Here is a 12973-nt window from a genome sequence, read left to right as displayed (position 1 = left end):
TGATGGAGGAGATGATGATATGGATGTTTCAAAAATAGTCGTGTTCCGAACAAGTGATGAAGAGTATGGAATACCTATTGAACATGTCATTTCAATTGAAAAATTAGAGGATATAAATGTCATTCCTAATATGCCTGTCTATATGAAAGGTGTAGTAAAGGTAAGGGGAGAGCTGATACCGGTTCTTGATACGAATCAAATCTTTTATCATCAAAATATAACAATTGATAACAACGTTAAATTGATTGTCATTCAGTCTGATGATATTTCTGCGGCACTGATTGTAAATGAAGCAAAAGAAATTATCGATATCGAAGAGAACCAACTAAAAACAATTCCGATCGGTGCATTTCAATCAACTAAATATTTTTCCGGAGTAGCAAGCATAGAGTGGCGTTTGATTACACTGATTAATCCAACCTACTTAATAGAAAGTCTTGAGAATTTTGCTATCGTGAAGGAAGAGATGATGAGCCGCCCATAAGTAGGCGGCTTTATTTTGTTTTCTTATAGACTAAGAAGCATTTCACTTAAGAAAAATGGTAAACTAAAGAAGAATGATGAAATTTGTGAGTGTGGTGTTGTTTGTGGAGCAGATTGTAAATCGAAGAGTTATCCTTCACGTTGATATGAATAGCTTTTATGCGTCTGTGGAAATGGCGTATGATCCTTCTTTAAAAGACAAGCCTTTAGCGATTGCTGGGAATGTAGAAGAAAGAAAGGGAATTATCGTGACATGCAGCTATGAAGCGCGTGCCAAAGGTGTTAAGGCAACAATGCCGCTTTGGGAAGCACGTAGACTTTGTCCGGATCTTATCATTCGAAAGCCGAACTTTGAACGATACCGTAAAGCCTCACAAGCGATGTTTGAATTACTAAGAGAATACACTCATTTAGTAGAACCTGTTTCTATTGATGAGGGATATATCGATTTAAGTGAATTTGAAGGCTCAAGGCCTTTGGAAATTGCGAAATTGATCCAGGACCGATTAATCGAGGAATTGTTATTACCATGTAGTATCGGTATTGCTCCAAATAAATTTTTAGCTAAGATGGCTTCAAATATGAAAAAGCCTCTTGGAATTACAATCCTAAGGAAAAGGGATATGCCGGACGTTTTATGGCCTCTCCCCGTCCATGAAATGCATGGAGTTGGAGAGAAGACTGCTGAAAAGCTTCACACAATAGGTGTACATACAATTTATGATTTGGCCCATGCTAATGAGGAACAAATAAAAAAACTATTAGGCGTTAATGGGGAAAGGCTAATTCAAAAAGCAAACGGTGTTGATAATAGAGTAGTAAATCCTAATTCAATATACGATTTCAAAAGCATTGGAAATTCTACCACCTTAGCTAAAAATACAACAAATGAGAATGAAATAAGAGAGGTCTTAAGAAAATTATCTCTTTCAGTGTCGAATCGAATGAAGCGAAAAGAAGTTCTTGCAACGAAAGTGTTCGTAACAATTCGCTATGGAAATTTAAAGACCATTACGAGAAGTAAAAAGCTAAAAAATCCCATTGGGGAAGAAAAAGAGATATTCCAAGAAGCAGTCGACCTCTTTTTTGCTCATTGGAATGAAGAGCCAATTCGATTATTGGGTATTACGGGACAGGATTTAGTTGAAAAAGATGATGCTGTTAAGCAGTTAGACTTGTTTTCATATGAACAGGACGCAAAGGATGAGCCCATACTTTCAGTTATTGATCAAATAAATCAAAAATATGGAGATCAGCTAGTCAAAAGAGGTGTCAAAGGAGAGAAAAAAGAAGCGCCAACTCCAGGAACGAGCTTTAGTAAAGATTTTTTCACTTAGAAAACGATTACATAAGGTAAGTCACTTGAAATGTTACAGAAAAATGTGTATTTTTAAAGTTGTAGTCAAATGAAATAATTCGAATTATGTGTCAATTTAGCATTTATTGGCTGAAAACTAAACTTTTTATCGCTATCATAAGTAGAAGTTTTTTGAATTGTTTAGTTTTACATACTATAAGGATGAGAAGGGACGTAAGGGAATGTCGAAACAACAAATTGGTGTAATTGGCTTGGCTGTAATGGGTAAGAATCTTGCATTAAATATTGAAAGTCGTGGATTTTCAGTATCAGTTTTTAACCGTTCAGCAGAAAAAACAGAAGAATTTTTAACTGAAGCAAAAGGAAAAAATGTGGTTGGAACTTACAGCATTGAAGAATTTGTACAATCATTGGAAACTCCACGTAAAATCCTATTAATGGTTAAAGCTGGTGTACCAACTGATGCTACAATTGAACAGCTTTTACCACATCTTGATAAAGGGGATATTTTAATTGACGGTGGAAACACATTATATACAGATACACAACGCCGTAATAAAGATCTTGCAGAGAGTGGAATTCATTTCATTGGAACAGGTGTATCAGGTGGGGAAGAAGGAGCATTAAAAGGACCTTCTATTATGCCTGGTGGACAAAAAGAAGCATTTGACTTAGTTCAGCCGATCCTGGAGGCTATTTCTGCAAAAGTAAACGGTGATCCTTGCTGTACTTACATCGGTCCAGATGGTGCAGGTCACTACGTAAAAATGGTTCATAACGGTATTGAATATGGAGATATGCAATTAATTTCTGAAGCATACTTCCTGCTTAAAAATGTATTAGGTCTATCAGCGGATGAGCTTCATGAAGTGTTTGCTGAATGGAACAAAGGTGAGCTTGATAGCTACTTAATTGAAATTACAGCAGATATCTTTACGAAGAAAGATGAAGAAACTGGTAAACCTATGGTCGATGTTATTCTTGACACTGCTGGTCAAAAAGGAACTGGAAAATGGACAAGTAAGAGTGCTCTTGATTTAGGAGTACCACTTCCGATTATTACAGAGTCTGTTTTTGCACGATTTATTTCTGCGATGAAAGAAGAGCGTCAAAAAGCTAGTAAGATTCTTTCAGGTCCTTCTGTAAAATCTTACGAAGGAAACAAAGAAGAGCTTATTGAGGCAGTTCGTAAAGCATTATATATGAGTAAGATCTGTTCTTATGCTCAAGGATTCGCTCAAATGAGAGCAGCTTCTGAAGAGTATAATTGGGATCTAAAATACGGTGATATTGCTATGATTTTCCGTGGTGGTTGTATTATCCGTTCTGCTTTCCTACAAAACATTAAAGATGCATATGATAAAGAACCACAATTAGCAAACCTTTTACTAGATGATTACTTTAAAGAGATCGTTGAAGGCTACCAAGGTGCTCTTCGCCAAATCTTAACTGTTGCGATTGAAAATGGAGTTCCAGTACCATGCTTCTCATCTGCACTTGCATACTATGATAGCTACCGTACTGAAACGTTACCAGCTAATCTTCTTCAAGCTCAACGTGACTATTTCGGTGCTCACACATACCAACGTGTTGACAAAGAAGGCGTCTTCCACACTGAGTGGATGGAAAAATAAATTTAATACAGAAAAGACAAAGCTTGTTATTCTGAGCTTTGTCTTTTTTTTGAGAAAATATAACGAATCATATACTAGCAGCGGCTCAAAGCCTTATCATCCCATAGCAAGGTTAATTAGGGTTGAGAATGATTAAAAGAAGCTATCACACAGTGATAGCTTAAAAGTTAAGGAGATATAAGGGTTTGCTTTTACACTAACTAGTCTATTCGGTGAAGGGTTACTTTGTATGAGGCAAATAGACGAGCTCATTCGCACATTTTTTAGAAAAAAACCAAAAAGCCAATTGAGCGCAAATGACTCAATTGGCAAAATGTACTTCTCTATTTGGTTTTACTTGATATCGATTCCAGGACTATTGATTAATTAACAGGCCACCATTGATTCCCGTCTTTTTCAAGTAGTTCGTCAGCCTCTTTAGGTCCCATGGTGCCAGAAGGATATGCTGCAAGTGCTGCTTTACCATTTTTCCATGCGTCAGAAATTGGATCAACAAAGCTCCAAGATAGAGCAACCTCATCCCAATGTGTGAAGTTTGTTGCATCGCCGCGCATGCAATCGAATAATAGCTTTTCATACGCTTCAGGTGTATTGATTCCATCATAGAAGTTATTAGATAAATCCAATTTAACAGGTTTTGAATAACCACCTTCAGATTCATCTTTTTTCGCATTTAATTGAAGGGTAATACCTTCTTCTGGCTGAATGTTAATAACAAGTAAGTTAGGAGGTACTGTTTCACCTTTGTTGTAGTAAAGATTCATTGGAATATCCTTGAATTGAACAACAATTTTCGTTGATTTTGCAGCCATGCGTTTTCCTGTACGAATATAGAAAGGAACGCCAGCCCATCTGAAATTATCAATCAGTAACTTACCTGCTACATATGTTTCTGTTTCAGATTGTTCATCAACATTGCCTTCTTCACGATATCCAATTAACTCTTTATCATTAAATTTCCCTGCTGCATATTGACCTCTAACAAAATATTCTGCAACTTGTTCGTCATTAACTGGTCTAAGCGCTCTTAGTACCTTAACCTTTTCACTTCTTATTTCATCTGTTGTTAATTTAATTGGGGGTTCCATCGCAAGTAAAGCAACCATTTGAACCATATGGTTTTGAACCATGTCGCGGAGAGCTCCGGATTTTTCATAGTAGCCGCCACGGTCTTCAACACCTAATATTTCGCTGGAAGTAATTTGAATATTAGATATGTAACGATTATTCCATAATGGTTCAAACAGCGCATTGGCAAACCGGATAACCTCAATGTTTTGTACCATTTCTTTTCCTAGATAATGGTCAATACGATAGATTTGATCTTCGTTAAATGCTTCACGAATTTCCTGATTTAATTTTTGTGCTGAAGGTAAATCATGTCCAAACGGCTTTTCAATGACTAGCCTGCTCCAACCCTGTGTAGCTGTTAGGCCTTCTTTCTTTAAATTTTTGGCAATTGTACCGAAGAATTCTGGTGCCATTGCTAAATAGAAGACACGGTTTCCACTTGTTTGATAGGTACCATCAAGCTCATTTAACAATCCGTTTAACTCTAAGTAAGAGGAAGGGTTTGTAACATCAAATGGATGGTAATAGAAATGAGAAGTGAATTCCTCTAAATCTTTTGATTCCTTCATCGATGTTTGAATAGAATCCGAAACATTGCTACGAAATTCTTCAGTTGTCCAAGGTCTTCTTGCAACCCCTACAACAGCAAAGTTTTTACCGATTTTTTCGTTTTGAACAAGGCGGTAAATGGATGGAAACAATTTTCGTTTCGCCAAATCACCCGTTGCTCCAAAGATGACAATAACTGATTTAGGATGTTCTTGTGTATTCACGTTCGTACCTCACTTTGTCATAATACATTTATTTAATTCATCAGCATGTTGAAAGTGAATTCGACATAAAAAATAGCTAATTTAATCGAACCTTTTTATACTGATTGGAAATTATCCCTATACAAATACTTAATTTTAAAGGTAAATGCCCCTTAAATCAAACATTATAGACTATAATGTCTTTTCACATAGTTTATTATATACGATAATGAAAAAATTATCGTCTATAATGCACCTGTTTTTTAGAAATTTTCTATAATTCAGTCTATTTTAGTCGTAATAATGAATTTGGTCAAGGTAATATGATGTTTTTACTAAAGAAAACTTGAAAAAATAAACCAATGTTATTTCACATGCTTTATCATTCGTGTATGCTTATAGAAAATGACAGAGGAGGAAAATACATAGTGAATGTAATATTTCTTGGTACAGGTGCAGGGATACCTGCTAAAACCCGGAATGTAACAAGTATTGCTCTCCAATTATTAGAAGAGAGAAATGAAATATGGTTATTTGATTGTGGGGAGGCAACTCAACATCAGATTTTACATACTTCAATTAAACCAAGGAAAATTGAGAAAATTTTTATTACCCATTTGCATGGTGATCATATATATGGTTTGCCCGGCTTAATTAGTAGTCGTTCCTTTCAAGGAGGGGAAACAGCTTTAACGATTTACGGACCAAAAGGTATTGAACAGTTTGTAAGAACAGCTCTATCTGTTAGTCACACACACCTGACTTACAAAATCGAATTTATTGATGTAAAGGAAGGGGTCATTTATGAAGATTCTTCTTTTCAGGTTCAAGCAAAGAAAATTGAACATGGCATTGATTCCTATGGATATCGGGTGATAGAAAAGGACTTACCAGGAACATTACTTGTTGATGAATTGAAAAATATGGGGATTCAACCAGGGCCAATTTATCAAAAAATTAAAAATGCAGAAACAGTTCAATTAGAAGATGGTTCAATCATTCGCGGAAGTGATTTTATTGGTCCCTCAATAAAAGGAAGAATTATCTCTATTCTTGGTGATACCCGGTTCACCGAAAAAAGTCTTGATCTTGCGGAAGATGCTGATTTATTAATTCATGAAGCAACTTTCGGAAGAGATGATCATCATCTTGCTTATGACTATTACCATTCGACAACAGAAGATGCAGCAAAAATCGCTAACGCATCTAATGTGAAAAAACTGGTTTTAACCCATATAAGTTCAAGATATCAATCACCTGAACAACTTAATCTGTTAGTTGAAGAAGCGCAGGAAGTTTTTCCACCAACTATTATTGCATCGGATTTTATGGAAATTGACATTCCGAGAAAACGTTCCATTTAATAAGTAAAAGAGAGTTGAATACGATCAACTCTCTTTGGTATAAATCTTATTATTTTATTATTCTTACCAACCACGGTCATATTGGTTTGGAGCTTCAATTGTTTCTCTTAACTCTTTAGCAGCAGTTCTTGGGAAATACGGATCTCTAAGAAGTTCTCTTGCTATAAAGATAAGGTCTGCTCGATTATTTTGTAGAATTTCCTCCGCTTGAATTCCACTTGTAATTAGCCCAACAGCACCTGCTGCAATATCAGCTTGTTCTTTTACGGTTTCAGCAAAGCGTACTTGATAGCCGGGAAATACGTTGATCTTTGCAGGGACAACAGCTCCCGAACTAACATCGATTAAATCAACACCCTGCTCCTTCATTTTTCGTGCATAACCGACATAGTCGTTAATATCTAATCCCTCCGGGTGGTAATCTGAGGCCGAGATACGGACAAATAGTGGTCCATCCCATACTTCTTTTACAGCATCAATCACTTCTTTTAAAAAGCGGTATCGATTATTTGCAGAGCCACCGTACTCATCTTCTCGTTTATTCGAAAGAGGTGATAAAAATTCATTGATTAGATAACCGTGAGCCGCATGGATTTCAATAATGTCGAAGCCTGCCTTCTTCGCTCTTTTGGCTCCATCTTGAAATGATTGTACAGTTTCTGTTATTTCTTCTTTTGTCATGCTTTTAGGGGTTTTGTATGTTTCATCAAATGAAAGCGAAGATGGGGCAATAATTTCACCATCAACTGTTGACTTTCTTCCTGCATGTGCAAGCTGTATAGCTGTTGCTGAACCGTAATCTTTTATTCTTGATACTAATTTTTGTAGTTGTGGAACATGGTCATCATTCCAGATTCCAAGATCTTGTGCAGATATACGACCTTGAGCTGTAACAGCAGTTGCTTCAACCATAATTAAGCCAACTTGCCCAACTGCCCGGCTTATATAGTGAGTAAAATGAAAATCTTCTACAAATCCTTGTTGGCCTGTTGATGAATACATGCACATCGGTGACATAACAATTCGGTTTTTTAAGGTAACATTTTTTATTTGATAAGGCTGAAAAAGTTTTGTCTTCATCTTTTATCCTCCAATTGTAAATACTTGGTCTGAAAGAATTATAACAGCTGGAACATCTTTTCAGCATGTATTCTGCTTGAATGAGGATTTTTTTGAGAGAGGACTATAGATAGGTGACATTTTACCAATGAATGAGTTTGGATTGTTAGAAAAAATAAACAAGGATAGTAAGTAGAAAATGTACTTACCATCCTGATTTCAATTAATGTGTTATAGAGAATTCGTAATGAATATTTTGCTTAGATAAATTCCGGCACACTTACCATACTTCTTATTCTTGTGAGTAAATGTCGGTAATTTGAAGCTGTCTTATGCCATACAAAAAACAGTGTAGTTAATAAGCTAAGTAAAATATTCAAACTTGATCCCTCCACATTAAGAGTCGTGTTAATTTAACACTACTTTTAGCTTGTTCAAAAGAGTTCGATTTATGCTTTTAAGATATGGAAAGGTATATTCCTGTGGTAAAATATACTAATGACACTTTAAAGAAAGGCTTAGAAAATGAATAAATGCCCAATATGTAATGGTGATAATAACTGCGGTGTTTTGGATGAAAAACAGTCTTGTTGGTGTATGAAGATTACAATACCAGACAAGGTTCTTGCCCTTTCAGGAGGTAAAAAGGATTGTTGCATATGTTTAACATGTGTTATGAAAGATTGGGATGAAGCTGTAAAAAGTAAGAGTTGAACATGGAATAGGAGTGTTTTTTATGATTTTAGAGGCAGTCATGCTTCAGGTTAAGCAAGGAATGGAAGAGGAATATGAAAAAGCATTTCGTCAAGCGTCCCATATCATTTCTAAGATGGATGGGTATATCTCTCATGAATTGCAACGTTGTTTGGAAGAAGAAGGGAAATATTTACTTTTAGTAAAGTGGGAAAAGCTAGAGGATCATACGGAAGGATTTAGGCAATCGTCAGAATATCAAGAATGGAAGCGGCTTTTACATCACTATTACGATCCTTTTCCAACAGTCGAGCATTTCGTTAAGGTTAACCTTTAGAATAATTGGGGAAAACTAACAACTTTTTGATGGAGGATGTGAGATGAGTGGAAGAGGTAGTGATTAATAGAATAAATCATGTAGATAAATGGCTCAACAGTCTTTCCGAATTAATCATAAAGGTTGTTGAGGATGGTGCATCTATCGGGTTTTTACCACCTTTGTTAACTTCTGAGGCGGAAAACTATTGGAAAGGTGTAGAAAGCGATGATGTCATTTTATTTGTAGCAACGATAAGTGATACTGTTGTTGGAGCTGTTCAACTGCAGCTATCATCAAAGCCAAATGGTCTCCATCGAGCTGAGATTGCAAAATTAATGACACACCCTGATTTTCGTAGGAAAGGGATAGGACGTGCTCTTATGCAGGTAGCTGAGGAAAAGGCCATACAAGAAAAAAGATCGTTACTTGTACTGGATACTAGAGAAGGTGATCCTTCTAATTTTCTTTATTCTTCATTAGGCTATATTCAAGCCGGCCGTATCCCGAACTATGCTATTTCTTCGAATGGAAAGCTTGATGCAACTATTTTTTATTATAAATCTTTAGATAAATGAAGGAGTGCATGGGTATGCACTCCTTCATTTTTTAAATGAGACAAGCTCCTCTGAAAACATGGCTTTTAATTCCTCTGACCTTTCGGTAGCCCGCTTTATGCATGAAATAAAGGCATCTTCAACCTGTCTTTCTTTGAGAATGGAGATTCCTGCTTCTGTTGTTCCATTAGGACTTGTTACTTCTTTTCTTAGCTGTGAAGGGTGTTTGTCAGATACAGCAATCATTTCAGATGCCCCTAACAATGTTTGAACAATTAAATCACGGGCAACAAATGGATCCAGGCCTACCTCAACTGCTGCTTTTTCCATTGCTTCTACAAGGTAGTAAATATAAGCAGGGCCACTGCCTGACAAACCTGTTACAGCATCAAGCTGATTTTCCTCAACGATTTTACATATACCGATAGCTTCAAAAAGTTTTTTGCATGTATTCATTTGGTGAAGTGTAACATTCGAACTACCAGCGATGGCAGTAGCTGACTTAAGAATTGCAGCAGAGGTATTTGGCATCGCTCGAACGATAGCTGCTTCTTTTCCGAGAATATTTGTAATTGTATGGATAGAGATGCCAGCTAATACAGATACGATAACCTGTTTATGAATAAAGTGTTGAACACCATCGAGACCTGCCTTCACATCTTTAGGTTTCATGGCTAATACAATAATCGATGCATCTTTTACTAATTGCTGCTTATCATGGGTTGTTTCAATGCCGTATTTTGCTGAAAGTTCATTTAATCTTTCTGAATTCGATCGATTTGCTACTATAATTTGCTCGGCTTTAAATACTTTTCCTTTAATTAGTCCAGCAACTATAGCCTCAGCCATGGAACCTGCTCCGATAAACCCTATTTTTTCCATTTGTATAACTCCTTATTGTTAAATTAAAAAGCCATTCCGCCCTTACAACATAAGGACGGAATGGCTCCGCGGTACCACCTTGATTGGAGTGGATCCACACTCCCAGCTTAGTATCTTTATCGCAGACATACGGTTAGGTTTACCTAACAGCTCCTGGGGTAGGTTCGATAAAATGCTTGGCAATGGAGTCTTTCAGCCCTGGAACTCCAATCTCTTTTGCGTCATTTACTCTACTAGTCCCTATCAACGCTAATTTTTATTTTCAATACGCTACACTAAATTTTTATTCATTATGCAGTGACGGACAGGTCCTTGTCAAGCTTTTTAACAATATTAGGAATAGTGGCAGCTTGACTATTTACAAGAAATCAGTCAAATTAAAATCGATGTCACAAAAGATCTACATTTATATTATGCAAATACAGCGGTAAGGGGTGATCACGTTTGAATCCACGTATACAAGGCTGCTATGTTGCGATTACAGGTGCTTCTAGCGGAATTGGAGAAATGATTGCAATTGAATGTGCAAGACAAGGAGCCCATTTAGTTTTGCTAGCGAGAAGAGAAGAGCTTTTAGCAAAACTTTCTGAACGAATTAATAGTGACTATGGTGTATCTTGTCACTATTATTCATTAAATGTTCAGGATGTTGATTCTATTCAACGGGTTTTTTCAACCATTGAATTAGAAGTTGGACAAATTGATATTCTCGTCAATAATGCTGGATTTGGTATTTTTAATGAAGTTCTTCACTCTTCGTTTGATGAAATGAAAAACATGTTTGAAGTTAATGTGTTCGGTTTAATTGCCAGTACGAAGATTGTGTTGCCTGCGATGGTGAAAAGAAGAAAAGGCCATATCATTAATATTGCCTCACAAGCAGCTAAAATTGCTACACCTAAGTCAAGTCTTTATTCTGCAAGTAAGCATGCAGTATTAGGGTTTACAAACAGTCTTCGCATGGAAGTTAGACAGCACAATGTGTTTGTCACCTCCGTTAACCCCGGGCCCATTAAAACAAATTTTTTCACTATTGCCGATAAGGAAGGGAATTATGTGAAAAATGTGGAACGATGGATGCTGGATCCTGATAAGGTTGCACGGATCATTGTTGCTTCAATGCTAACCCCGAAGCGCGAAATAAATTTGCCGGGATGGATGAATGCGGGCAGTACAATCTATCAAATCATGCCAAGGCTGTTTGAAAAACTGGCAGGAAATGCGTTTTTTAAGAAATAGGCAACTTAAAGCATTATGCCTATTTTTGTCTTTTCTAACAGTTATAACAAGGGAGAGTTTTATATGATTGAATTACACTATTTTGACCGCAGTCATATACCGCAGTTAATGAGCTGGATTGATACACCAGAGTTTCTTCTCCAATGGGCAGGACCGACATTTCACTACCCGTTGACAGAACAACAAATTGAAAAGTATATGGAGAGCGCCAATATGGATGGGTCCAATTCATTTATTTACAGCGTTTTACTAAAAGAAACAGGGGAAGTAATTGGACATATCGCTTTAACGAATATGGATCGAGTGCATAAGTCTGCTCGGGTGGGAAAAGTACTAATTGGAGATCCGCGTGTCCGTGGCAAAGGAATAGGCAGCTTGATGATGAAAGAAGTGTTGAAAATTGCCTTTGAACAATTTCATTTGCATCGAGTAAGTCTTGGCGTTTTTGATTTTAATCAATCTGCTATTGCCTGCTATGAAAAAGCAGGATTTACAAAGGAAGGTTTACTTCGTGAGTGCCGAAAAATAGGAAATCAATATTGGAGTCTGTGGGAAATGAGTATATTAGCTCACGAATGGAAGAAGACTTTTTTGGAAAACAGTGTTCTTAACGAAAGTATAAGAAAAGGTTAGTAAAGGTGGAAAATGCTTGGTTGATCAGAAACAGAAGTATATCTACATATTTACATGTCATGAGGATGAGATTTCTTTATGTCAATTAGAAATGCGGTCATTATTTGGTTTTCATACAGAAGCTAACGTAATAGAAAGCTCTGTATCAATTAACCCGAGCAGAAGTCCATTCATAAAAGAAAGAATTGATGTTATTTATAAGGCAGATTGCTTAGATGACCTTATTCAGCGTGTGAATGGTTTTAAGGCTGAAAAGCCGTTTAAAGTAATCGTGATTGAACATCCTCACACTACTAATCTTCAAAAAATAGGCTTTGAGGAAAGACGTAAAATTGAACGGGTAATTGGATTGCAAATAATAGGACAAGTGAATTTACAAAATCCTAATCAGCTGTTTGCAGTTATGAGGGTTAAAGATCACTGGGTTTTCGGACATTATACAAAAAGTGAATCCATTTGGTTATTTCATCAACAAAAGCCTAATAATTATTCGACTGCTCTGAGTACACGGGTGGCAAGAGCTGTCGTAAACATTGCTGTTCCGACGATTTCAGGTAAAAAAGTCATTGATCCTTGTTGTGGAGCCGGAACGGTTATGATAGAAGCATTGTCAATGGATATAGATATCGTAGGAAGTGACTTGAATCCTCTTGTTACCCGGCCTGCTCGTGAAAACATTGCTCATTTTGGCTATAAAGGAAAGGTTTTATTAAGAGATATACGGGATGTGACCGGAAGTTATGATGTTGCAATTATAGACATGCCTTATAATCTTTGTTCTGTTTTAGATCCAGAAACACAGCTTGAAATGCTTAAAAGTGCACGGGAATTTGCTGAAAAAGTCATTGTCATCACAACTGAAACAATTGACCCTTTAATTGAAAGGGCAGGGTTTATTATTGCAGATCGATGTGTTGCGAAAAAAGGAAGCTTTATAAGACAAATTCTTGTTTGTCATTAATCTTCAAGGAG

Annotated in this window: 13 protein-coding genes; 10 read left to right on the top strand and 3 right to left on the bottom strand. The window is 36.6% G+C overall.

Going from position 1 to position 12973, the window contains the following annotated elements; translation table 11 throughout:
- Positions 1-19: 19 nt before the first annotated feature.
- The 3 genes from HWV59_RS18515 (at position 20) to gndA (ending at position 3435) form a co-directional block, all read left to right on the top strand.
- Positions 20-484, top strand: a complete 465-nt coding sequence (locus HWV59_RS18515) for a chemotaxis protein CheW (protein WP_102229306.1) — start codon at positions 20-22, stop codon at positions 482-484.
- Positions 485-596: 112 nt separating this feature from the next.
- On the top strand, positions 597-1820 hold the full coding sequence (locus tag HWV59_RS18510) for a DNA polymerase IV (protein ID WP_407941641.1): 1224 nt from the start codon (positions 597-599) through the stop codon (positions 1818-1820).
- A 202-nt stretch (positions 1821-2022) separates the two neighbouring features.
- Positions 2023-3435, top strand: a complete 1413-nt coding sequence (gndA, locus tag HWV59_RS18505; RefSeq protein WP_102229304.1) for an NADP-dependent phosphogluconate dehydrogenase — start codon at positions 2023-2025, stop codon at positions 3433-3435.
- 362 nt (positions 3436-3797) lie between these two features.
- On the opposite strand, the gene zwf is transcribed toward gndA, so the two are convergent.
- Complete coding sequence (zwf, locus tag HWV59_RS18500) at positions 3798-5279, bottom strand: glucose-6-phosphate dehydrogenase (protein ID WP_102229303.1); 1482 nt, start codon at positions 5277-5279, stop codon at positions 3798-3800.
- Positions 5280-5686: 407 nt separating this feature from the next.
- On the opposite strand from zwf, the gene rnz reads away from it, so the two are divergent.
- Complete coding sequence (rnz, locus tag HWV59_RS18495) at positions 5687-6622, top strand: ribonuclease Z (RefSeq protein WP_102229302.1); 936 nt, start codon at positions 5687-5689, stop codon at positions 6620-6622.
- A 63-nt stretch (positions 6623-6685) separates the two neighbouring features.
- Here the strand turns inward: rnz and namA are convergent, their stop codons facing one another.
- On the bottom strand, positions 6686-7702 hold the full coding sequence (namA, locus tag HWV59_RS18490) for an NADPH dehydrogenase NamA (RefSeq protein ID WP_102229301.1): 1017 nt from the start codon (positions 7700-7702) through the stop codon (positions 6686-6688).
- 504 nt (positions 7703-8206) lie between these two features.
- Here namA and HWV59_RS27565 point away from each other — a divergent pair.
- From HWV59_RS27565 to HWV59_RS18475, 3 genes are read left to right on the top strand one after another with little or no spacing between them, the layout of a single operon-like run.
- Positions 8207-8395, top strand: a complete 189-nt coding sequence (locus HWV59_RS27565; RefSeq protein WP_102229300.1) for a cysteine-rich CWC family protein — start codon at positions 8207-8209, stop codon at positions 8393-8395.
- Positions 8396-8417: 22 nt separating this feature from the next.
- A complete protein-coding gene (locus HWV59_RS18480; RefSeq protein ID WP_102229299.1) occupies positions 8418-8711 on the top strand; it encodes an antibiotic biosynthesis monooxygenase family protein in 294 nt (97 codons plus the stop codon).
- A 47-nt stretch (positions 8712-8758) separates the two neighbouring features.
- A complete protein-coding gene (locus HWV59_RS18475) occupies positions 8759-9268 on the top strand; it encodes a GNAT family N-acetyltransferase (protein WP_102229298.1) in 510 nt (169 codons plus the stop codon).
- 24 nt (positions 9269-9292) lie between these two features.
- Here the strand turns inward: HWV59_RS18475 and proC are convergent, their stop codons facing one another.
- Entirely contained in the window at positions 9293-10135 is an 843-nt protein-coding gene (gene proC / locus HWV59_RS18470) for a pyrroline-5-carboxylate reductase (RefSeq protein WP_102229297.1), read from the bottom strand.
- Between the two features lie 438 nt (positions 10136-10573).
- Here proC and HWV59_RS18465 point away from each other — a divergent pair, with 438 nt between their 5' ends.
- The 3 genes from HWV59_RS18465 to HWV59_RS18455 all read left to right on the top strand — a co-directional run bounded on the left by HWV59_RS18465 (position 10574) and on the right by HWV59_RS18455 (position 12962).
- Positions 10574-11368 (top strand): SDR family NAD(P)-dependent oxidoreductase, encoded by a 795-nt coding sequence (locus tag HWV59_RS18465; protein ID WP_102229296.1) that lies wholly within the window; start codon positions 10574-10576, stop codon positions 11366-11368.
- 63 nt (positions 11369-11431) lie between these two features.
- Positions 11432-12001, top strand: a complete 570-nt coding sequence (locus HWV59_RS18460) for a GNAT family N-acetyltransferase (RefSeq protein WP_102229295.1) — start codon at positions 11432-11434, stop codon at positions 11999-12001.
- A 16-nt stretch (positions 12002-12017) separates the two neighbouring features.
- The gene (locus HWV59_RS18455; protein WP_235991777.1) at positions 12018-12962 is read left to right on the top strand and encodes a TRM11 family SAM-dependent methyltransferase; all 945 of its coding nucleotides are present in this window, start codon (positions 12018-12020) and stop codon (positions 12960-12962) included.
- The last annotated feature ends 11 nt before the right edge of the window (positions 12963-12973 follow it).

Source organism: Metabacillus schmidteae, from assembly GCF_903166545.1.
Taxonomy (GTDB): Bacteria; Bacillota; Bacilli; order Bacillales; family Bacillaceae; genus Metabacillus; species Metabacillus schmidteae.
The sequence above is the reverse complement of the archived record's forward strand: the minus strand, read 5'-3'. Positions and strand labels throughout refer to the sequence as shown.